The 23,385-nt window shown below is 58.2% G+C and carries 20 protein-coding genes and 1 pseudogene; 17 read left to right on the top strand and 4 right to left on the bottom strand.

The annotated features are described in order from the left end of the window. The first annotated feature begins 117 nt into the window (after positions 1-117). The 14 genes from glgA to MHY87_RS01155 all read left to right on the top strand — a co-directional run bounded on the left by glgA (position 118) and on the right by MHY87_RS01155 (position 13,894). Positions 118-1,605 carry a glycogen synthase GlgA gene (glgA, locus tag MHY87_RS01220; protein WP_239349711.1) on the top strand — a complete coding sequence of 496 codons (1,488 nt, stop codon included), beginning with the start codon at positions 118-120 and terminating at the stop codon, positions 1,603-1,605. A gap of 253 nt (positions 1,606-1,858) precedes the next feature. Beyond that, entirely contained in the window at positions 1,859-3,142 is a 1,284-nt protein-coding gene (gene urtA, locus MHY87_RS01215) for an urea ABC transporter substrate-binding protein (RefSeq protein ID WP_370644830.1), read from the top strand. A 64-nt stretch (positions 3,143-3,206) separates the two neighbouring features. Next, a complete protein-coding gene (gene urtB / locus MHY87_RS01210) occupies positions 3,207-4,802 on the top strand; it encodes an urea ABC transporter permease subunit UrtB (RefSeq protein ID WP_370644829.1) in 1,596 nt (531 codons plus the stop codon). Continuing rightward, entirely contained in the window at positions 4,799-5,935 is a 1,137-nt protein-coding gene (urtC, locus tag MHY87_RS01205) for an urea ABC transporter permease subunit UrtC (RefSeq protein WP_239348584.1), read from the top strand. Before urtB ends, urtC begins: the two co-directional genes overlap by 4 nt. 4 nt (positions 5,936-5,939) lie before the next feature. Further along, positions 5,940-6,692, top strand: coding sequence for an urea ABC transporter ATP-binding protein UrtD (gene urtD, locus MHY87_RS01200; RefSeq protein ID WP_239348582.1), 753 nt, complete (start codon positions 5,940-5,942; stop codon positions 6,690-6,692). A gap of 2 nt (positions 6,693-6,694) precedes the next feature. Next, complete coding sequence (gene urtE / locus MHY87_RS01195) at positions 6,695-7,390, top strand: urea ABC transporter ATP-binding subunit UrtE (RefSeq protein ID WP_239348580.1); 696 nt, start codon at positions 6,695-6,697, stop codon at positions 7,388-7,390. 115 nt (positions 7,391-7,505) lie between these two features. Continuing rightward, positions 7,506-8,219 carry an urease accessory protein UreD gene (locus MHY87_RS01190; RefSeq protein WP_239348578.1) on the top strand — a complete coding sequence of 238 codons (714 nt, stop codon included), beginning with the start codon at positions 7,506-7,508 and terminating at the stop codon, positions 8,217-8,219. Positions 8,220-8,228: 9 nt separating this feature from the next. Beyond that, positions 8,229-8,849: an urease subunit gamma gene (locus MHY87_RS01185; RefSeq protein ID WP_239348576.1), complete on the top strand. Its 621-nt coding sequence runs from the start codon at positions 8,229-8,231 to the stop codon at positions 8,847-8,849. Beyond that, positions 8,849-10,576 carry an urease subunit alpha gene (ureC, locus tag MHY87_RS01180; RefSeq protein WP_239348574.1) on the top strand — a complete coding sequence of 576 codons (1,728 nt, stop codon included), beginning with the start codon at positions 8,849-8,851 and terminating at the stop codon, positions 10,574-10,576. Before MHY87_RS01185 ends, ureC begins: the two co-directional genes overlap by 1 nt. A 1-nt stretch (position 10,577) precedes the next feature. Beyond that, positions 10,578-11,033, top strand: a complete 456-nt coding sequence (locus MHY87_RS01175; RefSeq protein WP_239348572.1) for an urease accessory protein UreE — start codon at positions 10,578-10,580, stop codon at positions 11,031-11,033. Further along, complete coding sequence (locus MHY87_RS01170) at positions 11,020-11,727, top strand: urease accessory protein UreF (RefSeq protein ID WP_239349705.1); 708 nt, start codon at positions 11,020-11,022, stop codon at positions 11,725-11,727. Before MHY87_RS01175 ends, MHY87_RS01170 begins: the two co-directional genes overlap by 14 nt. Then, positions 11,724-12,362, top strand: coding sequence for an urease accessory protein UreG (ureG, locus tag MHY87_RS01165; protein ID WP_239348570.1), 639 nt, complete (start codon positions 11,724-11,726; stop codon positions 12,360-12,362). The genes MHY87_RS01170 and ureG overlap by 4 nt, the downstream gene beginning before the upstream one ends. A 2-nt stretch (positions 12,363-12,364) precedes the next feature. Then, positions 12,365-12,937, top strand: coding sequence for a HupE/UreJ family protein (locus tag MHY87_RS01160; RefSeq protein ID WP_239348568.1), 573 nt, complete (start codon positions 12,365-12,367; stop codon positions 12,935-12,937). 174 nt (positions 12,938-13,111) lie between these two features. After that, on the top strand, positions 13,112-13,894 hold the full coding sequence (locus MHY87_RS01155) for a response regulator transcription factor (protein WP_239348566.1): 783 nt from the start codon (positions 13,112-13,114) through the stop codon (positions 13,892-13,894). A 7-nt stretch (positions 13,895-13,901) separates the two neighbouring features. Here MHY87_RS01155 and MHY87_RS01150 read toward each other — a convergent pair. Next, a pseudogene (locus MHY87_RS01150) lies at positions 13,902-14,213 on the bottom strand (protein adenylyltransferase SelO family protein); the annotation flags it as partial. 538 nt (positions 14,214-14,751) lie between these two features. On the opposite strand from MHY87_RS01150, the gene MHY87_RS01145 reads away from it, so the two are divergent. The 3 genes from MHY87_RS01145 to MHY87_RS01135 all read left to right on the top strand — a co-directional run bounded on the left by MHY87_RS01145 (position 14,752) and on the right by MHY87_RS01135 (position 19,673). Beyond that, positions 14,752-15,486: a response regulator transcription factor gene (locus MHY87_RS01145; protein ID WP_239348564.1), complete on the top strand. Its 735-nt coding sequence runs from the start codon at positions 14,752-14,754 to the stop codon at positions 15,484-15,486. A 45-nt stretch (positions 15,487-15,531) separates the two neighbouring features. Continuing rightward, positions 15,532-18,177, top strand: a complete 2,646-nt coding sequence (locus MHY87_RS01140) for an ATP-binding protein (RefSeq protein WP_239348562.1) — start codon at positions 15,532-15,534, stop codon at positions 18,175-18,177. A 152-nt stretch (positions 18,178-18,329) separates the two neighbouring features. Beyond that, positions 18,330-19,673, top strand: coding sequence for a pilus assembly protein TadG-related protein (locus MHY87_RS01135; RefSeq protein WP_239348560.1), 1,344 nt, complete (start codon positions 18,330-18,332; stop codon positions 19,671-19,673). A gap of 84 nt (positions 19,674-19,757) precedes the next feature. Here MHY87_RS01135 and MHY87_RS01130 read toward each other — a convergent pair whose 3' ends face one another. From MHY87_RS01130 to MHY87_RS01120, 3 genes are read right to left on the bottom strand one after another with little or no spacing between them, the layout of a single operon-like run. Beyond that, a complete protein-coding gene (locus MHY87_RS01130) occupies positions 19,758-20,726 on the bottom strand; it encodes a type II secretion system F family protein (protein WP_239348558.1) in 969 nt (322 codons plus the stop codon). 8 nt (positions 20,727-20,734) lie between these two features. Continuing rightward, a complete protein-coding gene (locus MHY87_RS01125; RefSeq protein ID WP_239348556.1) occupies positions 20,735-21,730 on the bottom strand; it encodes a type II secretion system F family protein in 996 nt (331 codons plus the stop codon). Positions 21,731-21,754: 24 nt separating this feature from the next. Beyond that, complete coding sequence (locus MHY87_RS01120) at positions 21,755-23,251, bottom strand: CpaF family protein (protein WP_239348554.1); 1,497 nt, start codon at positions 23,249-23,251, stop codon at positions 21,755-21,757. Positions 23,252-23,385 lie beyond the last annotated feature (134 nt).

Below are 23,385 nucleotides of genomic sequence, written 5' to 3'. Positions count from 1 at the left end.
GAGGTAATGCGTTAAGACGCCGACCTGCTTTGGGCGCAGAGAGGTCATTGGGGAACGCGCCTTCGTGTAAACATGCTGGAAACACTTCACACGGAAGCTGGTGCAGCTTTCGCGACGATGACACATGGCGAGTTGCATCATGATCGTCATCAGCCTTCAATTTCTGTAAAACGCAGACAATCGATTCTCTTCGTGACATCCGAGATCGCCGACTACATCAAGGCGGGAGGTCTTGGTGAAGTGTCCGCGGCACTACCCCGGGCGCTGAGGCATCATTACGATGTCCGAATCCTCATCCCAGGTTATCGGCAGGTGCTCTCGCAGATCGGAGAGGTCGAGGAGATTGCTCGCCTGCCAGCGTCATATGGCATCCCGGCCTGCGGTCTCGGCCGCGGCACGACCAAGGACGGGCTGACCGTCTATGTTCTTCTCTGTCCGGAACTGTACGAGCGGGACGGTTCACCTTATGTCGATCCGTTCGGCAAGGATTGGAGCGATAACGATATTCGCTTCGCGCGTCTTGGGCTTGCCGCGGCGGATATTGCGTGCGGCAGTGGGGATCCGTTGTGGCGCGCTGATCTGCTGCATCTGAACGATTGGCCTTCGGGACTGGCCGCAGCCTATCTCGCATGGCGCGGGCAGCACATCCCAACCATTCTCACCATTCACAACCTTGCCTATCAGGGAATCTTCGAGCGCGACCGCTTGGCGCGTCTCGGCATTCCCGATGCCGCATTTCACATCAACGGCGTCGAGTTCTACGGCAAGCTTTCATTTCTGAAGGCCGGAATCTTCTATGCTTCGCACGTCACGACCGTGAGCTCTACTTACGCCCAGGAAATCACGCGGCCCGAATTCGGCTGTGGGCTCGATGGACTTTTGCGGACGCGCGCTTGCCAAGGCCGTCTCGACGGTATCATCAACGGCATCGATCCAAGCTGGGATCCAAGCAAGGACCCCTATCTCGTCAGCCGGTTCTCGGCAGAGAACTTCAAAGGAAAGCGCGCGAACGCCAATAACGTGCGGAAAAACTTCGGGCTTGCTCTGTCCAACGGCCCGCTTTTCGCTGTCGTCTCGCGCCTAGTGCATCAAAAGGGCGTGGACCTTGCCATTTCCGCTGCTGAAACGATTGTCTCGCAGGGTGGTCAGATCGCCGTCATCGGGCAGGGCGAACCGAGGTTCGAGGCTGAACTCCAGGCTCTCGCTCAGCGCCATCCCGGCTCCGTGGGTGTGAAGATCGGATATGATGAAAGCAATGCTCGGCGCATGTATGCGGGGAGTGATTTTTTGCTCATGCCATCCCGTTTCGAGCCATGTGGCTTGAGCCAGATGTATGCGCAGCGCTTCGGATCATTGCCGATCGCTCATAGGACCGGTGGTCTGGCCGATACCATCGAAGATGGCGTCAACGGATTCCTCTTCGGCGAGCCATGCCTCTATCGCTTCATGGATGCCATCAAGAGAGGCCTGGAGACCTTCCGTTCAAGACCGCGCCTTTCTGCCATGCGTCGAGCCGCGATGGGGAGACCTCACGGGTGGGATCGCTCCGCCTCCAAATATAAAGAGGTCTATGAGCGGGCCTGTCAGACGGCAGTCTACGCTTAGACAGAACCCTGCAAGGAAGGTGAGACGCTGAAAACGAGCGTCCCTTCGGCGCGGATGCGCGCCAGAATGTTACAGCTTCGTGCTTGGGCTTATGCCCCTTTTTCAGTCAGCCTGCTCAATCGAAGCCCTCATCCTCATGCGGTGGAGAGCCCCGCAAGAGCCCAGCCCCTTCAGTCCAGCCTTGGCATGGTTATTGCGTATGAGCCCCGTGCTGCACCTCAAATCAGGGCAGACGAGGGAGAAGACCATGTCGATGTTGAAGATGACCCGCAGAAGCCTGATCGCGATGGCGTCTGTTGCGCTGATGACAGGCGCACTGAGTGGAGCCGCGCAAGCACAGGAAACGATCAAGGTTGGCATTCTCCATTCCTTGTCGGGCACCATGGCGATCAGCGAGACCACGCTCAAAGACGTCATGCTGATGCTCATCGAGGAGCAGAACAAGAAGGGCGGCCTCTTGGGCAAGAAGCTCGAAGCGGTGGTGGTGGATCCTGCGTCCGACTGGCCGCTATTCGCCGAAAAGGCTCGCCAGCTCATCAGCCAGGACAAGGTCTCTGCCGTCTTCGGATGCTGGACCTCAGTGTCGCGAAAATCCGTTCTGCCCGTGTTCAAGGAACTCAACAGCATCCTCTTCTATCCCGTGCAATATGAGGGCGAGGAAAGCGAGCGTAACGTGTTCTACACCGGCGCTGCGCCGAACCAGCAGGCCATTCCGGCGGTGGATTACCTTGCCAAGGAAGAGAAAGTGGAGCGCTGGGTACTCGCGGGAACGGACTATGTTTATCCGCGCACGACCAACAAGATTCTCGAAGCTTATCTGAAATCCAAGGGCGTGAAGTCCGAGGACATCATGATCAGCTACACGCCTTTCGGCCATTCCGACTGGCAGACCATCGTCGCCGACATCAAGAAGTTCGGTTCGGCCGGTAAGAAGACCGCCGTGGTCTCCACCATCAACGGCGATGCGAACGTGCCTTTCTACAAGGAGCTCGCCAACCAGGGCGTCAAGGCAACGGATATTCCGGTTGTCGCTTTCTCGGTGGGTGAAGAAGAGCTCGCCGGCATCGACACGAAGCCGCTCGTGGGCCACCTCGCTGCGTGGAACTATTTCCAGTCCGTGGACACTCCCGACAACAAGGCCTTCATCGAGAAGTGGAAGGCTTTTACAAAGAACGATAAGCGCGTCACCAACGATCCCATGGAAGCGCACGTGATCGGCTTCAACATGTGGGTGAAGGCCGTGGAGAAGGCCGGCACGACGGATCCGGACAAGGTCATCGACTCCATCGTCGGTATTCAGGTCCCGAACCTGACAGGCGGTGTCTCCGAGATGCTTCCCAACCATCACATCACGAAACCGGTTCTCATCGGCGAGATCAAGGAAGACGGCCAGTTCGAAACCGTGTCGCAGACCGATGCCTTGGTGCCGGGTGCGGCCTGGTCGCAATACCTGGAAGGATCGAAGGATCTTATCGCCGATTGGAAGACGCTCAAGTGCGGCAACTACAACACCGTCACGAAGAAGTGCGGCGCCTGACAGCATGAGCGATGAGGGCGGCTTCATCGCCGCTCTCACCCTTCCTCCTTTCGAGTTCTCGCGAATGACCAGCTTGCGCATACTTATGCGGGCCTTCGCCCTGCTTCTGCTGATCGGCTTTGGTGCCCGCGCCATGGCAGGCCCCTACGAGGAGGCGCTGCCGAAATTCGCGTCCGACAGCTACGCGGATACGGAAGCTGCGCTCTCAGCCATTGCAGGCAGCGGTCATGGCAGGGCCTTGACCATCGTCGAGGCCTTGCGCGACGGCCGTCTGCTGGTTGGTGAAGGGCAGGTCTATATCAAGGAAAGCTCAGGAAGCATCGTCGATGCAGCCACGGGCGCGACCGTGAATGCCCCTGACGTGCTCAAGCCGGTTCGCGTCAACAATCGCGTCCGGCGGGCGGTCGAGGCAGCTATGGGAAATCTCACGCTGCTGAGCACCGATGCGCAGGCCCGCCTCAATGCGGCCCGGGCTGTATTCCGTTCCCGCGACGCCGCCGTCTTGCCGGTGCTCGATCGCGCCATTGCTCAGGAAAGTCATGTGCATGTCCGCGACGCCCTTGAGCGCGCGCGCGCTTCCGTGATCTTGGGCAAGGCGGACGCTTCCGTATCCGACAAGAAGGCTGCCATCGAGATCTTGAGCGAGCGCGGAGATCAGGATGCGCTCGCTCTTCTGAGCAACCTTCCGCCTGACGCCAATCCGGAACTGGTCAAGGCTGCCGCGGAGGCGGCTGCAGGAATCCAGTCACGTCTGGCATTCTGGAACGCGCTTCAGAATGTCTGGTACGGCGTTTCCCTCGGCTCTGTTCTTCTGCTCGCCGCAATCGGCCTTGCCATCACCTTCGGCGCCATGGGCGTCATCAATATGGCGCATGGTGAGATGGTCATGATCGGGGCCTACACCACCTTCATGGTTCAGGAGTTCATTCGGCTTCAGGTTCCTGGTCTTTTCGATGCATCCCTTTTCATTGCATTGCCGCTCGCGTTCCTCGTCTCAGGCGGTATCGGCATCTTCATCGAGCGTGGAGTCATTCGCTTTCTTTACGGGCGGCCTCTCGAGACGCTTCTCGCCACATGGGGCCTTTCACTTATTCTCCAGCAGGGTGTGCGTACGATTTTTGGCCCGACCAACCGGGAAGTCGGCACACCAAGCTGGATGAGCGGAGCGTTGGAGATCGGTGGCTTGAGCCTGACTTATAATCGCATCGCCATCGTCGTCTTCGCATTCTCGGTCTTCGCCGTTCTGCTCTGCGTGATGCGTTACACGCGGCTCGGCCTCTATGTGCGCGCGGTCACTCAGAACCGGCGCATGGCTGGCTCTATGGGCATCCGGACGAACCGCATCGATGCGCTGGCCTTCGGTCTCGGATCGGGTGTTGCGGGCATAGCCGGTGTCGCACTCTCGCAGATCGACAATGTCAGCCCCAATCTTGGGCAAGGCTACATCATCGATAGCTTTCTGGTCGTTGTGTTCGGCGGTGTGGGAAATCTCTGGGGTACATTGGTCGGCGCAATGACGCTCGGCATCGCCAACAAGATGCTTGAGCCTTATGCAGGCGCCGTTCTCGGGAAGATCCTGCTTCTCATCGCGATCATTCTTTTCATTCAAAGACGACCGCGCGGATTATTCGCGCTGAAGGGCAGGGCGGTGGAAGCATGAGAACGCAGTCCTTGCTCGACAGGCAGACCATTGCGGTCTTGGGGGTTCTTGCTGGAGCTGCCGTGTTGATTCCGGTTCTCAACGGCCTGCTCGCGCCAGGTTCGGCCCTGCATGTTCCGGATCATCTCGTACCTCTCCTCGGTAAGTACATCTGCTTTGCCCTGCTGGCTCTGTCGGTCGATCTGGTCTGGGGCTTCTGCGGCATCCTCTCGCTCGGACATGGCGCTTTCTTCGCGCTGGGCGGATATGCCATGGGGATGTACCTCATGCGCCAGATCGGCTCTCGCGGCGTCTATGCTCATCCCACATTGCCGGACTTCATGGTCTTCCTGAACTGGAAGGAGCTGCCCTGGTTCTGGTACGGCTTCGACGCTTTTCCCTTCGCGATGCTCATGGTCCTGCTAGTTCCCGGCATCCTTGCTTTCGTCTTTGGATGGTTTGCCTTCCGCTCGCGTGTGACCGGCGTGTATCTTTCCATCATCACGCAGGCCATGACCTTTGCCCTGATGCTTGCGTTCTTCCGCAATGATATGGGCTTCGGCGGCAACAACGGCCTGACCGACTTCAAGGATATCCTGGGCTTTCCCTTGCAGGCGCCATCGACGCGGCTCGTACTCTTCGTGTCGTCTGTCATAGCGCTTGGATTGGGCTATCTGCTGTGCCGATGGCTGGTCAGTTCCAAGTTCGGAAAGGTGCTCGTAGCTGTTCGTGACGCGGAAAGCCGCACACGCTTCCTCGGCTATAAGGTGGAGCATTACAAGCTCGCCGTCTTCACGATCTCCGCGATGCTCGCCGGTATTGCCGGTGCGCTCTATGTACCGCAGGTCGGCATCATCAATCCGAGCGAGTTTGCGCCGGCCAACTCCATCGAACTCGTCATCTGGGTGGCTGTCGGAGGACGCGGGACACTGGCGGGCGCCATTCTCGGCGCTGTGGTCGTCAATGCGGGAAAGACCTGGTTCACGGGCGCGCTTCCGGAGTTCTGGCTATTTGCTCTCGGCGGCCTCTTCGTCTTCGTCACGCTTTTCATGCCGCGCGGCATTCTGGGCTTTGGCCAGGATCTGTGGGGCAAGGCGCGCCGCCGAACGCATGAAGAGCCTTCCCCGCAGCCTGTTTCTCAAGCGGCGGAGTAGCATCATGTCCGCACCTGTCACTCCGACGCTCCTCTACCTCGACAACATCACCGTTTCCTTCGATGGTTTCAGGGCGCTCAACGCATTGTCGCTTGCCATCGATCACGCAGAGATGCGCGCCATTATCGGCCCCAATGGAGCGGGAAAGACGACGATGATGGATGTAATCACCGGAAAGTCTCGGCCCACTCAGGGGGCCGCCCTCTTCGAAGGCTTGCACGATTTGACCGCTCTGGACGAGGCTGCAATTGCGGAACTCGGAATCGGGCGCAAGTTCCAGACGCCGACAGTGTTCGAGATGCATTCCGTGGAGGACAACCTTCTTTTATCCGTCAAGAACAAACGCGATCCTTTCTCGGCCTTGTTTTCACGCCGCACATCCTCTGAGCGGGAAAGAATAGACGCACTCCTCGAACGGGTGCGCCTGTCGTCTCAGCGCTATCGGAAGGCGGGGGAGTTGTCCCATGGCCAGAAGCAATGGCTCGAAATCGGCATGCTGCTGGCGCAGGAGCCGAAGCTTTTGCTGATCGACGAGCCCGCTGCGGGAATGACTGATCAGGAGACCGCCGATACGGCTGACCTTCTGCGCGAGATCGCCAAAACCAAAGCAGTTGTCGTTGTTGAGCATGACATGAGCTTCGTGCGCGATCTCGGCGTAAAGGTCACTTGTCTTCATGAAGGCTCCGTGCTGGCAGAGGGCTCTCTCGATGCTGTCAGCTCCAACGAACGCGTGATTGAGGTTTACCTGGGCCGATGACCATGCTTCGCGTTGAAAACATCTCCCTGCATTATGGTGCCGCACAAGCTCTGCGAAGTGTCTCGGTCGAGGCATCGTTGGGGGAAGTGACCTGTGTTCTCGGGCGTAACGGGGTAGGAAAGACATCTCTTCTGCGTGCCATCGCGGGGCACCGCCCGATTTCCGGCGGTGCGATTGAATTCGATGGAACGGACATTACACGCCTGAAGCCTTTTGAGCGGGCAGCCCTCGGCGTGGCTTATGTCCCTCAAGGACGGGAGATATTTCCTTTGCTGACGGTCCGCGAAAATCTCGAAACAGGGTTCGCGCCTCTCAAACGCCCGCAACGCAAGATCCCAGACGAGGTGTTCGAGCTTTTTCCGGTTCTCAAGTCGATGATGGGCCGCAGAGGCGGCGACCTCTCGGGCGGACAACAGCAACAGCTCGCCATCGGTCGGGCTCTCGTCACGCGCCCGCGTCTTCTAGTGCTTGACGAACCGACGGAAGGGATTCAGCCATCCATCATCAAGGACATCGGACGAGCCATCGTCTATCTGCGCGAGCGGAAAGACATGGCTATCTTGCTGGTCGAGCAATACTTCGATTTCGCGCGCGATCTGGCTGACCGCTTCGTGGTCATGGAGCGTGGCGAGATTGTGCAGAGGGGTGACCGCCAGGCCCTTGAGGGGGACGATGTACGTCAACGCCTGGCCATTTGATGGAGCGCCGCTTTCGAGTGCCCCTCAACGGCAGAGGGCCGATGGGCGTGTTGCATTCAGCGCGACGGGTCTGAACGGCCGAACGCGTCCGATGCGGATCGAGGAAAGCGGCTCCATGCGCATCCGGCTTCCGAGGGGTGCGAGTGCTGGACTCGATGCTGTGCTCGTCAACACGGCGGGTGGCATTGCCTGCGGAGATCGTTTCGCCGTCGAGGTCGAGGTCCAGAGCGGGGCAATGATTTCGCTTGTCACCCCTGCCGCAGAAAAAGTTTATCGCTCGGATGGGGCCGTTGCAGAATTGTCGGTGAACTTGAGTGTGCGGACGGGCGCGCGCCTCGACTGGCTTCCGCAGGAAACGCTTCTCTTCGACGAGGCGCGCCTCGTCCGGCGCTTGGATGCCGATGTCGATGAGGGTGCAAGTCTGACGCTCTTCGAGGCTGTGGTCTTCGGCCGCGAGGCCAGGGAAGAGCGCATCGAGAACGGTTTATTCGAGGATCGTTGGCGCATCCGCCATGGGCGACGCTTAGTTTATGCTGACACTCTGCGGCTTGCCGGGCCGGTCTCGGATCTGTTGCGCAAGCCAAGCGTCGCGAATGGAGCGCGTGCCTTTGCGACCATGGTGCATGTCGCGCCGGATGCGGAAGAACGTCTTGAATCCACGCGTGAGCTGCTTTCATCGGTTCGTGGCTGCGAGGTCGCCGCCAGCGCTTGGAACGGTCTCTTGGCCGTACGCTTTTGCGCCATGAGCATTCAATCCCTTCGGTCTGTCGTCATTCCGTTTCTCATTGCCTTTCGCGGCGAGCCTCTGCCGCGTGTCTGGCTCAGTTAGGACTCTGTGATGCAACTTACACCGCGTGAAAAAGACAAACTCCTCATCGCCATGGCAGCCATGGTCGCGCGCCGGCGTCTGGAGCGTGGCGTGAAGCTCAATCATCCGGAAGCCATTGCCCTCATTACCGACACGGTCGTGGAAGGTGCCCGTGATGGACGTTCCGTCGCGGATCTGATGGAGGCAGGAGCCCATGTGGTTACCGCCGATCAGGTCATGGAAGGCGTCGCCGAGATGATCCACGATGTGCAGGTGGAAGCCACCTTCCCGGATGGAACCAAGCTCGTGACCGTCCACCATCCCATACGTGGCGCGGCATCCACCGACATTCCGGGCGAGGTGAGGGCGCAGGCCGGGGAGATCGTGTTTAACGAGGGAGCCGAACGCGTTGCGCTGACGGTTGCCAATACCGGCGACAGGCCGATCCAGGTCGGCAGTCACTATCATTTCCATGAAACCAATCCCGCCTTGTCCTTCGACCGCGAGAAGGCGCGCGGCATGCGCCTCGATATCGCACCTGGGACGGCAGTGCGTTTCGAGCCGGGTGCAACCCGCGAGATCGTTCTGGTGCCGCTCTCCGGCAAGCGCGAGGTTTACGGTTTCCGCCAACGCGTGATGGGGAAACTCTGATGTCGAATGCAAGAAAGCCGTCATCCCTGCCGCGCTCGGCCTATGCGGATATGTTCGGTCCGACCAAGGGAGACCGGATCCGCCTCGCCGATACCTCTCTCGTGATCGAGGTGGAGAAGGACTTCACCACCTATGGCGAGGAGGTGAAGTTCGGCGGCGGAAAGGTCATCCGCGACGGCATGGGGCAGGCGCAGACGTCCCGAGCCGAGGGTGCCGTCGATACCGTCATCACCAATGCGGTCATTCTCGATCATTGGGGCGTGGTGAAGGCGGATATCGGTATCAGGGGCGGACGCATCGCAGCCATCGGCAAGGCCGGCAATCCGGATGTGCAGCCCAATGTGGACATCATCATCGGCCCAGGAACCGAGATCATCGCCGGTGAGGGAAAGATCATCACGGCAGGCGGCTTCGACTCTCATATCCACTTCATCTGCCCGCAGCAGATCGAGGAAGCGCTCATGTCGGGCATCACGACGATGCTCGGTGGCGGCACGGGGCCTGCAACTGGCACCTTCGCAACCACCTGCACACCGGGCCCCTGGCATATCGCCCGCATGATCGAAGCAGCGGATGCCTTTCCGATGAATCTCGCCTTTACGGGTAAGGGCAATGCCTCGCAGCCGAAGGCCCTGGAGGAGATGATCGAGGCAGGCGCCTGCGCGCTCAAGCTGCACGAGGATTGGGGCACAACGCCTGCTGCCATCGATTGCTGCCTGTCGGTAGCCGATGCTTACGACATCCAGGTGATGATCCACACGGATACCTTGAACGAGTCGGGCTTCGTCGAGGACACGATTGAAGCCTTCAAGGGTCGCACGATTCATGCCTTCCACACGGAGGGCGCCGGCGGTGGCCATGCGCCCGACATTATAAAGGTGGCGGGCCTGCCGAATGTGCTGCCGTCCTCCACCAACCCGACGCGGCCCTACACGGTGAACACCATCGACGAGCACCTCGATATGCTCATGGTCTGTCACCATCTTTCGCCGTCGATCCCCGAGGATCTTGCCTTCGCCGAAAGCCGCATCCGTAAGGAGACCATCGCGGCTGAGGACATTCTGCACGATATCGGGGCGCTCTCGATGATGTCCTCCGACAGCCAAGCCATGGGGCGCGTCGGCGAGGTTATCATCCGCACATGGCAGACGGCTCATAAGATGAAGGTGCAGCGTGGCGCACTACCAGGGGAAGCTGGCGATAACGATAACCTGCGCGCACGCCGCTATATCGCCAAGTATACGATCAACCCTGCCATTGCGCATGGCGTCTCCAAGCACATCGGTTCCGTCGAGGTTGGAAAGCTCGCTGATCTCGTCGTGTGGACACCTGCCTTCTTCGGCGTAAAGCCTGATCTCGTTCTAAAGGGTGGCGCGATTGCGGCTGCTCTCATGGGCGATCCGAATGCTTCTATCCCGACACCGCAGCCGGTACATTACCGTCCCATGTTCGGAGCCTATGGTCGCGCTCTGACGACAACCTCTCTGACCTTCGTGTCGAAGGCTGCCATCGAGAATGGATTGGCTGCAAAGCTCGGCGTTCATAAGCAGCTTGTCGCGGTCGAGAATGTTCGTAGTGGCATCGGCAAGAAAGACATGGTGCTCAACGATGCGACCCCGCATATCGAGGTCGATCCGGAAACCTACGACGTGCGCGCCGATGGAGAGCTACTGGTCTGTGAACCGGCGAAAATCCTTCCTATGGCTCAACGTTATTTCCTGTTTTGATATGATCCGCGCTACATCCATCATCCGCAAAGAGAACGTCGATGCCGACCGCATCGTCGATGTGATTACCCTCGATCATGGAGATCGTCACCGCAGGCGTATCGTTCTGAACGCCGATGGCGGCACCGGTTTCCTGCTTGATCTCGACAGGGCCGATGTGCTGGAGGACGGCGATGCCCTGTGCCTGGAGACAGGCTGGCTGGTGGAGGTGAAGGCTGCGCCCGAACGGCTCGTCGAAATCAAAACGAGCGATCCCTTGGAGCTGCTGAACCTCGCCTGGCATATCGGCAACCGGCACGTCCCGGCGGAAATTACGCGGTATGCGATCTATATCGGCTATGATCACGTGCTGGTCGATATGCTGCGCGGCCTGGGCGCGCTGGTCGATGTTGTCGAGCGTCCTTTCCGTCCTCTGAGAGGGGCTTATCATCACGACCATGGCCATGATCATGAATGAGCGGACGCAAGATCTATTGACCAGCCGAGAGGCGGTAACGATCCTGCCTTTGTTCGCATGGCTGTCGCCATCCTATCCCGTAGGCTGCTATGCTTATTCTCACACCCTCGAATGGGCGGTGGAGGCGGGGGATGTCAAGGACGAGGCAACCCTCGTCGCTTGGCTCACCGACATGCTCACATTGGGAGTTGGGCGCAACGACGCCATTCTCTTGAGCCATGCATATCGGGCGGTGCGCAATGGGGATGGATTTGCCCTCGAAGACGTCAACGCCCTTGCGCTGGCGCTTTCGCCGTCCGCTGAGCTTTATCTGGAAACAAGCCAGCAAGGACGCAGCTTCATCGATGCGACGCTCGCAGCCTGGCCGTCTCCGCGTCTGCTTTCGCTTGAGGGAGACGTCGCGTTTCCTGTCGCAATCGGAATGGCTGCCGCCGCCCACGACATCCCCTTGCCGACGGCTGCCTGTGCTTATCTCTTCGGGATCGTTCAAAACTTCGTCTCGGCCGCAATCCGGCTCGCGCCTATCGGGCAGACGACTGGAATCCGCATCAGCGCTTCCTTGGCCGTAACCGTTCAGAAAGTGGTAGGCGAGGCGCTTGATTTGCCGCTCGACGGTATCGGGAGCGCCACCTTCAGGGCCGATCTCGGCTCCTTCCATCACGAAAACCAATATACGAGGCTTTTCCGCTCATGACTTCTCAAACGGGACCTCTTCGCGTCGGGATCGGTGGCCCGGTCGGCTCGGGTAAGACCGCGCTCATGGAAGCGCTCTGCAAGGTCTTCCGCGAGCGCTACGATATCTGTGCCATCACCAACGACATCTACACCAAGGAGGACGCGCGCCTTCTGACCGTTGCGGGCGCTCTTCCCGTCGAGCGCATCATGGGGGTCGAGACGGGCGGATGCCCGCATACTGCCATCCGTGAAGATGCATCCATCAATCTTGCCGCCATTGCCAGCATGAGAAAGCGTTTTCCGGCGCTTGATATCGTGCTTGTCGAATCCGGTGGCGACAATCTGGCTGCGACCTTCTCACCGGAGCTTGCAGACCTCACGATCTATGTGATCGATGTTGCGGGCGGAGAGAAGATCCCACGTAAAGGCGGTCCCGGCATAACACGATCGGATCTCCTCGTGGTGAACAAGATCGACCTCGCGCCTTATGTCGGTGCCGACCTTGCGATCATGGAAGAAGATACGAAGCGCATGCGCGGCCAGCGCCCTTACGTGTTCAGCAACATTCGCGATGGTGTCGGCGTCGAGGCCATCGCGAAATTCATTGAGCAGATTGGCGGCTTGGCGGCTGCCACGGGAAATCACATGGGGTAAATATGAAAAGAATGCATTCAATTCTTGCTTTAAGCCTAATGGTGACAGCCACTCCGGCTCTAGCTCATACCGGCCAGCACCATTTCTCGGGATTCGCCACTGGGTTCTCTCACCCCTTGGGCGGGATGGATCATGTGCTGGCTATGGTCAGTGTCGGCCTGTTCGCGGCCATGCTCGGAGGCAGGGCTGTTTGGCTGGTGCCTGCCAGCTTCATCGTCATGATGCTTGCCGGTGGTGTTTTAGGAATAGCCGGAGCCGAGATCCCGGCCTTCGAAGTCGGCATTGCGGCTTCCATCATCGTTCTGGGCATGCTCATTACGATAGGGAAACAGTTGGCAGCCGCACTCGCAACAGCGCTTGTAGGCTTCTTCGCTGTCTTCCATGGCTATGCTCATGGAGTCGAGATTCCGGCAGGGAGTACAGGGCTGACTTATAGCATCGGCTTTGCTCTTGCGAGCCTTGCTCTCCACCTCTTCGGCCTTGCGGCAGGAATGAGCGTTCTGAGGCAGGGGCAGGCGGTGCGCCTCTCTGGAGCTGCCATAACTCTTGCAGGGCTGTGGGTTGCGTTTGTCTGACAGATAGCGGCGGCATGGCTTATGAGCCGTGCCGATTTGAGATGACTATGGAATGCCTGTCGCAATGCCTTGCGTGCGAGGTTGGCAAAATTGCAAGCCGTCTGCGTATTTTAGTTGATGTAATAACAAAACACTTTATGTCAGGATCCTCGGATCTGCTGGATGAGGGGCTTCGTGGATTACACGACAGCGCAGGCTTCATTGGCAGCCAGCAGTTCAGTTGGAGGGGCGCTGATGACGGCACCTGCGCGCATCGGCATGATTGCCGATGGAGATGCATATTTTCGGATGGCCGTAGGTGCGGTTCTGGAGAGGCAATTCGGGTTTACCAACATTATCGAAACCGGGTCCATGGATGACGCTCTGGAGCGATTAGGCGAGCATCCAAGTATTGATTTGGCTCTGTTCGATCCTTCCACCGCAGGCGTGCGGACGCACGCGAACCTGCGTACTATTCGCGAATGCTTCCCGAAGACCAAAGTTGCCGTCATCTCCGCTTCCAGTGAACGCCGAAATATCCTCTTGGCGCTGGAAGCCGGCGTTCACGGTTACGTGCTCAAGAACTCGAACGTCACAGGCCTCGTTGGAGCTCTTCAAACCATCTTCGATGGGGGCATCCATGTGCCACCGGTCTTGGCTGAGATCTCTTGTGATACTCTGAATACCTATGCGAATAACGAGCCGTTGGCTCGTGCGGGAAGGGCAGAGGTGACATCGTGGCAGGAACTGGAGCCTGCCAGCCCTCTGACGTCACGCCAACAAGAAGTTCTCGATCTGCTCGTGCAAGGAAAGACGAACAAGGAAATCGCGCTGTCCCTCGGCCTTGGCGAGGGGACAGTGAAGATCCATATGGCTGCAATCTTCCGCTATTTCGGCGTGAACAATCGCGCTGCTGCTGCCGTTGCAGGCGCGCGTCCATATCCGAACCGCAGACACAACTTGATAGCCGCGACGTAACATCCGTCACTTGGTTGAACGACTTCGATGTCTCAACGTCGAGCGATTCCAGGATCTCTGTCGCCAAAATTTCGCGAATGCCGTCTTTGAGTGTCAGGCGTCAGTCGGCATGGCGCGACCGCGGTGTCTGTCCGCTTCCCTTCGTGTCGAGATCGAGCGCCCTGCCGTCCTGTAGCAGCTGCGCGAAAAGGAAACCGCGTTCGTCGCCGAGGTAGGTGAAAAACTGATGGCCGTGATAGCGCAGCGCGAGAGGCCGAGATCCCGCTGAAGGGCGGGCGATCCCGCTTGCCGGTCTTGCTCCGGCTCGCCAGCACTTCATGTCGGCGGCCTGATAATTGAGCAGCGAGCGCGAGTTGTAAGGCTGCTAAATCGCACCGCGCAACTTTCCTTATTAATAATATATTGCATTCGCGCATAGGTTGATGCGCAATATCTGCCTGTGGCGGCCAAATATTGCCAGAAAATCGTACTTTCCGATACTTTTATTGGATAATTTGCAAGCGCACTATGCGCTCGCATGAGTGTAACTGTGAAACATATCGTGCCAAGGTGTCCAAATATCTGGAGCCGGCAAAGGTCTCCGTACAAACCCTATCTGGCGCACTTGCTGGTCTTGAGGAGATGATTTGAAACGATGACCAAATCCTCAGCACTAGAGAGGCCGAAAAATTAATCTCAAGAGGATTTTCATGATCATTTAAATTGATGGCTACTAGAATTAATGGGCCAACTTGGAATGATGTATCTTTTTCTTTCAGGGTTGAAGGTGCGGCAAGTTGATCCGGGTAATTATAAAGAATTGATTTTTATCCTGTCCTTGTCGATCAGACTGGCATTCTAACTGGGGGAGAATATTGATGGGGGCGCCTGCGCGCATCGGCCTTATCGCCGATGATGATGCATATTTTCGGATGGCCGTTGGGGCCATCCTGAGCCGGCAATTCGGCTTCTCGAAAATCATAGAAGCCGGGTCTCTGGATGAGGCGCTCGAGCGCTTGGGCGAGAATGATCAAATCGACGTTGCCTTGTTCGATCTTTCTATGCCCGGAATGAGAACGCCTACCAATTTACGGACGGTCCGGGAATGCTTTCCCAACGCCAAGGTGGGGGTCATTTCAGCGTCCAGCAATCGCCGCAACATTCTTCTCGCCTTGGAAGCAGGCGTGCATGGCTACATGCTCAAGAGCCTGAGTATCACGGATCTCGCGGCCGCTCTCCAGATCATCTTCGACGGCGGCGTCTATGTTCCTCCGTGCCTTGCGGATATTTCTTCGGCTCCCGTCGAAACCTCTGAAGAAGAGAACATCAAGACCATCGCTGAAAAGGCAGAGCCCTCTGTTCCGGTTCAGGAGGCCGAGCCTTCTGAGACATCGAGCCCCTTAACGCCGCGCCAGCGCGATGTTCTCGATCTGCTCGTACAAGGAAAGACGAATAAGGAAATCGCTTTGGCTCTTGGATTGGGCGAGGGGACTGTGAAAATCCACATGGCAGCGATCTTCCGCTATTTCGGCGTGAACAATCGTGCGGCGGCTGCCGTGGCAGGGGCGCGCCCTTACCCGAACCGCAAGCGCGACCTGATGACCAGCGTGTAGCCCCCAGCAAAGTGCGCGGCGATGGCGATTGGGAGGAACACCAGCATGATGCGAGTGGGGACAAGGCTCCTCAGGCTGCATCGCGGCAGCCTGATCTGGCGCTTTCTTCTGATCGGTATCGCCGCTTTGGCGCCTTTGAGCGCTGCTCTCGTGCAGTTCGCGAGCGACGAGCGCAAGCTCGCCATTGAGGCCACGCGTGAACGGGCGGATATCCTCATCACTTATGCTGTCGATCGGCAAAGCCGCGTGATTGAGGAGGCCGAGGGGATCTTACATCATCTCAGCGAGACGCCGGGTTTACGAGCCGGCGGTGCCGAATGCGCCAGCGCCGTTCAGCGGCACTTTGGTATGTATCGATGGATGACATCGCTGCGCGTCACGGACCTTCAGGGAAATGAGATCTGCGGTGCTCATGCCCATGGCGAAGCCACGAATACTTCCAGGCGGGACCTTCTGGCGCGTGTTCTCAAGGGCGAGGCATTCGCCCTGAGCGATCTGAGCGTCAGTCCCGTCACAGGGAGGATGGGCATTGCAGCTGCGATGGCTGTGGTCGACGGAGGGCAGGTTGCTGCGGTGGTTGCCGCCGAGATCGATCCAGGGCTATTGGACGAGCGCTCCCTTAAGAATGTGAACTCGGGCCTTGACGTAAACATGCTCGTCATTGACCGCAATGGGTCGCTTGTTGCGCATTATCCGCCGAGAAACGAGCTGATCGGGCGCAATTTGCAGAGCCACGATGTTGTCCGCAAGGCTCTGCAATCCTTCCAGGGCGACTCCGAGCTGGAGGATCTCTCGGGAGAGCCGCGTCTTTTCGTCTTCAGGACGCTGCCGGGAACGGATGCCATTCTGGCCATCGGCTTGAGCAGAGCATCGGTCATCGGTCCTATCGACGAGGCTCTGCGATACAGGCTGGTCCTGATCCTTGTCATTATCGGCGGATCTCTGCTTCTGGGAACATTGGGCGTCGAGGGGCTCATTCTGCGACCCTTGCGTGGCCTGGTGCAAACGGCAGAAGCGCTCGAACGTGGGGATTTCAGCGTGCGCTCATCCTATAAGGGATCGGGCGAGGTCGGCATCCTGGAGCGCGCCTTCAATCGCATGGCGAAGGCTGTCGCGGATCGAGAGAAGGAGCTGACGGCAGCCAGAGACGTGGCCGAGAGAGCTCTGGGCCAGGCCAACATCGCAAGCCAGGCAAAGACGAATTTTCTTGCTTCCATGAGTCACGAGATCCGTACACCCTTGAACGGCATCATCGGCTACACGGAGCAACTTCTCGACGAGAGGCTCAGCACGAAGCAGCGGCGCTATGCGGATCTCATCCAAGTCTCCGCTTCTGCGCTTCTGACGGTCGCGAACGACATCCTAGACTTTTCCAGCATCGAGGCGGATCAGATCGCGTTGCAGATCGAGCCGTTCTCATTGGTTTCTCTCGTCGATAATACGGTTTCTATCGTCACAAGCGGCGCGGGCAAGAAGGGAGTCCCGATCCGGGTCGAGTGGGGTCAGAACATTCCCAAGGTGGTTCTGGGCGATGAGGCGCGGTTGCGGCAGGTGCTTCTGAACCTTCTGAACAACGCCGTAAAATTTACCCGTGAAGGTCACATCACCGCAAGAATTGAACACAAGGGAGCGGTGTCATCAGGCGAGGTGATCGGCATTTCTATCAGCGATACAGGCATTGGTATCGCTCCGGAGCAGCACAGCCGATTGTTCAAGCGCTTTTCTCAGGGTGACGCCTCCATCCGCCGGGAGTTCGGCGGCACCGGACTAGGGCTTGCGATTTCCAAGCGCCTTGTGGAGCTGATGGGCGGGCAGATCGGTGTGGAGAGTGAACTGGGAAAGGGTTCGACCTTCTGGATCGAGCTGGTGCTGCCACATGGCGAGATGCCGGCGCTGCAATCGACCCCGATGGACATTCCCGCGACCGCGAAGCGAGCACACATTCTCATCGTCGAAGACGTGGACATCAACCGGGAGTTGGCGCAGGCATTGCTCGAAGCCGCAGGGCACACGGTCGATGCCGTCTCCAACGGGGAGGAAGCCATTGCGAACCTCCAGGCACGACCATACGATCTCGTGCTGATGGATATTCAGATGCCAGGCATGGATGGATTGACAGCTATTCGTGCCATCCGCGATCTCGATCATCCATGCCGCGATGTCTTCGTCGCTGCAATGACCGCGAACGTTCTGCCTCAGCAAGTCCGCGACTTCCTGCAAGCGGGTTTCAACGATCATGTTGGAAAGCCGATCCGACGAGACGATCTGCTGCGCAAGATGAGCGAGTGGTTCCACGGCTTGGAGGATCGCGCTGTTCCGGGAGTCTCGCTTTCCAGCGAGCAGGCTTTTCAAGAGAGACATTTCGCCGATTTTCGCGATACGATTGGCATAGACCGCGTTTCGCAGTGGCTTCATCGTCTTGACGAACAGCTGAAGGCGAGCTTTGCCTGTCAGGACCTCACGAGCACCGAGCGCCGGGAAGTCGCAAGGGCGGCTCATGCCATCACATCCCAAGCCGCTCTCCTGGGCTTTTCCGAACTGGCGGAATTCTGCATTGCTCTCGAACGTGAATGTGAATCCGGTGGCGATATTTCCATGGCTTTGAACAAGGTGTGCGAAGCAGCACGTGCTGCGCGCGATGTGATTGCCGGTTTGAACGAGGCCACCCCCCGCGTAGCGCACTTGGCCTAGGCCATTCAGGCGAATGGAAGCTTGCTCTCGAATGGGTCAATCTCTCTCTGCGGAACCAAGCTATCTTTGAGCGGGCGGTGCCTTCTGGGTGCTGGCCCGGAGAGCATGAGAGAATGACGCTGCCATTTCCATCGCGGCCCCGCAGACCAAGCGTGCTGCCTCGGTTGTATAGACTCTGGAAAGAAGAGGGTGGTGCAGCGGCGGTTGCCATGGGCCTCATGTCGCCGGTGATCATCGGTGGCATGGCTCTCGGGGGAGAGACCGGTTATTGGTATTATACGCAGCGAAAGTTGCAGCACGCGGCCGATGTGGCCGCTTATGCAGCTGCCGTTCGAAAGCGTGTTGGAGAAAACGGTAATCCACTGCAGGCCGCTGCCGTGCGGGTAGCATCAGCCTCCGGCTTCATGCCCGTTATGACTGATGCAAACCCTGACCCTGATGCAACCGATCTCGTCACTACGAACTTGACCTTGAACAACCCTCCGCTTGCCGGAGGGTCAATCGACGACAACGATGCCGTCGAGGTTATTCTCTCCGAGACGAAGCCGCGGCTTCTTTCATCGATATTCTCCGACACTCCAGTCGAGATCAGGGCACGCGCGGTCGCCAAGCTCACTGGTGGTTCTCCCGCCTGCGTGGTGGCTCTTTCTGCCACAAGATCAAAGGCCGTTGAGGTGTCAGGCAATACGAGCGTGACCCTCAACGATTGCAGCGTCGTCTCGAACTCTACTCAATCCGATGCGTATTACATGCCGAACTCGACAGCGGATCTCACGGCTGATTGCATCAGCACGGTCGGCGGGTCCTCTGTAAAGAACCCATCGCCCGATCTGCTCGACCTGAATGTCTGCGCCAGTGTGCAGGAAAACGCTCCTCCGGCTGCGGATCCTTATGCGGACGTTCCTGAGCCATCGGTCTCAGGTTACACCTGCCAGAGCAGAACAGTTTCAGGGGCGATCACCCCGAAGGAACTCCCACATCCCATATATGGTGCATACTCGGTTTTCTGCGACGGGATCGAAGTCGCATCCAACACGACCGCTACTTTTGGGCCGGGACTGTACATCATCACGGGCGGCAACCTGAAGGTCAACAACAAGGCGATCTTGAAATCGAACGGTGCAACCTTCTTCTTCGCGAACAACACGACAGCTGAAATTTCAGGTTCGGCAGAGCTGGATCTGGCTGCCCCGACGGCGGGACTTTACTCAGGGCTGGTGTTCTTCGCCGCTCGCTGTGAGGATTCACCGCTCGAATGCGGCGAGGTGTTCAAGATTAATGGGAACTCTTCGACAGCCAGCATCAAGGGCGCGATCTATTTGCCCGGATCGACGATAGAGTTTCTCGGAGGAACGAAAGCCGAGTCAAGCTGCCTCCAGATTATCGCCAATACGGTTACCTTCGCAGGCAATTCAACCGTCGAAATGGGTGCAGCCTGCGCCGGAGCCGGTACAAAGACCGTCCTGACGGGCCAGATCGTAAAGCTCGTCGAGTAGAAAATCGAAGATGCGGCCCGCCCAAATCGATCGGGTGCCGCTCCGAACTCATCGGGTGCCGCTCCGAACTCGCTGCGAACCTCCTCAGAGGTTTGTAATGCGGATGACCGCCGGCGTAATGATAACGGCGAAGAGAACGGGCAAAAAGAATAGGATCATCGGAACCGTGAGCTTGGGCGGCAAGGCTGCAGCCTTCTTCTCCGCTTCGTTCATGCGCATATCACGGTTCTCTTGAGCGAGAACGCGCAAGGAGTGCGCCAGGGGAGTACCGTACTTTTCTGATTGGATAAGGCTGGTGACAACGCCCTTGACGCCATCGAGGCCGGTGCGCTCGGCCAAGTTTTCATAGGCTTTTCGACGATCTTGCAGGTATGACAGCTCGGCTGTCGTCAGGCTAAGTTCCTCTGCGAGTTCTACGCATTGTGTGCCGATCTCGTCGGAGACTTTGCGCAACGCACTCTCGACGCTCATGCCGCATTCAACGCAGATCAGCAGAAGATCGAGCGCATCCGGCCATGATCTCCGAATGGCGTCCTGCCTTTTCTTGATCTTGTTCGAGACATAAAGCTGGGGGGCAAAATAGCCGATCCAGGCCGCGCCAACTGCAATTCCCAGTTTGACGAAGAGAGGGTGCTGGAGACGCAGGACGACGAAAACGTACAGGATGGCGAGGAGAAACATCGCGATCGGCGCAATCGCCCGTATGGCCAGAAACGTAATGACGGGGCTTTGACCACGGAAGCCTGCCATCCGCAGCCTTTGGGCAAGGTCACCGTCTTCCACGCGCCTGGCCAGGTCGAACCTCTCCACAATGTCCTTGAAAAGCTTCTTGGGCTCGCTGCGCAGGGAGGGCGTTTTCGCCTTGGCATTGAGGCGGGCTCGCTCGCGCGTCCTGATCCGTTCACGTTCACTCGCGACATGAGCCATGCGAGCGCTCAGTTGGTCGCGGGCGAAGTAGGGCCAGGAGATGACCAGAACAGCCCCGCAGACGGAGACAGCGGCTGAAAGGGCGATGATTAAGTCGAGATGAGTGAGGAGGACCGCAGGGTTCATGACATGCCTCAGAAATCGAAATTGATCATCTTGCGCATGACGAGACAGCCGATAAGCATCCAGAAGCCGGAAACTGCAAGCGTGATGTTGCCGGTGGCAGTGGTGAAAAGAAGGCTGATATATTCCGGCGATGTGAGGTAGATCAGCGTGGCGACGACGACCGGAAGACTGCCGATGATGCCTGCGGAAGCCTTCGCCTCGGAGCTTACGGCCTTGATCTTGGCTTTCATTTTCTTCCGCTCGCGTAGTACCTTGGAAAGGTTGGATAGAGCTTCTGACAGGCTTCCGCCCGTCCGGCTTTGCAGTGCGATGACGATAGCGAAAAAATTCGCTTCCGGCAGGGGAATGCGCTCGACGAGCTTCTGAACGGATTCGTCCATCGGCAGGCCAAGGGTCTGATCCTCGATGATGATGCGGAACTCGCTTTTGACCGGCTCCTGTGCTTCCATAGCGATAATGCGCAGGCAATCTCCAAGAGGAAGACCTGCTTTGACGCCTCGGACAATGACATCGACGGCGTTCGGGAACTCCATTGAGAAGTTCTTGAAGCGATGGCTCCTCTTTCCGTTCACATAAAGGTAAGGGACCAGAAGAGCACCTGTCAGGCCAAAGGCCACGGAGGAGAACGGGCCAAGTCCAAATAGGATTGAGGACATCAAGAGGGTCAGAGATCCTGCGATGACGCAAACCAGGTAATAGGTCTTCAGGGTCCAGCTCAGTCCTGCCTGTCTGATCCGGGCGGATAGAGTGAGCTTGGATGTTTTCTTGATCTTCTGCTTGTCTTCCAACTCGCGCAGGGTGACCTCGACAGCTTTGCGCCTTCTCGTTTCATTGCTGACGGCCTCCCGATCGATAGAAGGGCCGGACGCAGCAATGGCCGCGAAGCGCTTGTAGCTCTCCGAGCGACGCTCGAAATAAGAATAGAAGAGAGCAATGACCACGCCGCCGGCACAGAAGGTGACAAGGAGGGCGATGTAGACGGGAATGAGTTCAGGGGTGAGCATGATCGGATGCTTGCTCTCTTATGGCTAGCTGGAAGCCTTGTCTGCAGCATCGAGGGCTGCAGCCAAGCGCTTCTCCTCTCCGTAATATCGGGCGCGATCCCAGAAGCGGGGCCTTCCGACGCCCGTCGAGCGATGTTTGCCGATGATGTCGCCTTTGGCATCCTCACCCAGAATCTCATAAGTGAAGAGGTCCTGAGTGATGATGACATCGCCTTCGAGCCCGAGAACCTCGGTAATGTGCGTGATGCGGCGCGATCCGTCGCGGAGGCGCGCAGCCTGCACGATGACGTCGACGGATGAAACAATCATCTCCCGGATGGTCTTGGATGGCAGGCTGTATCCGCCCATTGTAATCATGGATTCGATGCGGGAAACCGCCTCCCGAGGCGAGTTCGCATGCAGGGTGCCCATGGAGCCGTCATGGCCGGTGTTCATGGCCTGAAGAAGATCGAATGCTTCAGCGCCGCGCACCTCGCCCACGATGATGCGTTCAGGGCGCATGCGGAGGCAGTTCTTGACGAGGTCGCGCATGGTGATCTGGCCTTCACCCTCAATGTTTGGCGGACGCGTCTCAAGTCGGACCACATGCGGCTGCTGCAATTGCAGTTCCGCGGCGTCCTCGCATGTTACGATGCGTTCTCCCGGTTCGATATAGCGCGTCAGGCAGTTCAGCAGTGTCGTCTTGCCTGATCCCGTGCCTCCAGAGACGATCACGTTGCAGCGCACGCGGCCAATGATCTCAAGGATCGTGGCGCCTTCGGGAGTAATGGACCCAAATTTCACAAGCTGATCGAGCGTCAGCTTGTCCTTCTTGAACTTTCGGATGGTAAGTGAAGGCCCATCGATGGCAAGGGGGGAGGCAATGACGTTAACACGCGAACCATCTGGAAGTCGCGCGTCGCAGATGGGACTGGATTCGTCGACGCGCCGGCCGACCTGGCTGACGATCCTCTGGCAGATATGCAGGAGCTGGGCGTTGTCGCGAAACTGAATGTCGGTCTTCTGCACCTTGCCGGCGACTTCGATGTAGACCGTATCCGCACCGTTCACCATGATGTCGGCGATATCGTCGCGAGCCAAAAGAGGCTCAAGCGGACCATAGCCGAGAACGTCGTTGGAGATATCCTGCAGAAGCTCGTCCTGCTCGGCGATCGACATGACAAATTTCTTCGCAGTGACGATATCTTTGACGATCTCACCGATCGCTTCCCGGGCTTCACGAAGCTCCATCTTGCCGAGCTGCGAGACGTCGATGGCCTCTATCAGGGCAGCAAAGACCTGTGCTTTCAGGCCGTAATATTCGTCCGTCTTCCGGCTGCCTTGCGGGCGTGCTGCAGTGTCGCTCTGGCTCGGAGTGCTGGAGGACGGTGCAGAAGAAGAACGGGGGAGTGTCTCCGTGGAAGGAGCCTGTTTTGGGGAAGCGGAGGGAGCGATCGAAAGATGCTTCTCGGGCTGTATGTCCGGCGAGGGAGAGGGCGCTTTCTTAAAGCCCTCTTCCTGCAAGCTCCTCTTACCGAACATAATGAAAGCCCCGTCCTTCTTTGGCCTTCCAACCCATTTACCGGGCGCATCGCCAATGTAAGCTCTAATTAGAGCTTGCGTGTTGCCAGGGTCCATTCAGCTTCATGGTCTAGGACCGGATCAACCGCGGCTCG

The organism is Microvirga sp. ACRRW, assembly GCF_022346925.1.
Lineage (GTDB): Bacteria > Pseudomonadota > Alphaproteobacteria > Rhizobiales > Beijerinckiaceae > Microvirga.
Note: the sequence above shows the minus strand (reverse complement) of the source record. Positions and strands in the feature narration are given on the sequence as shown.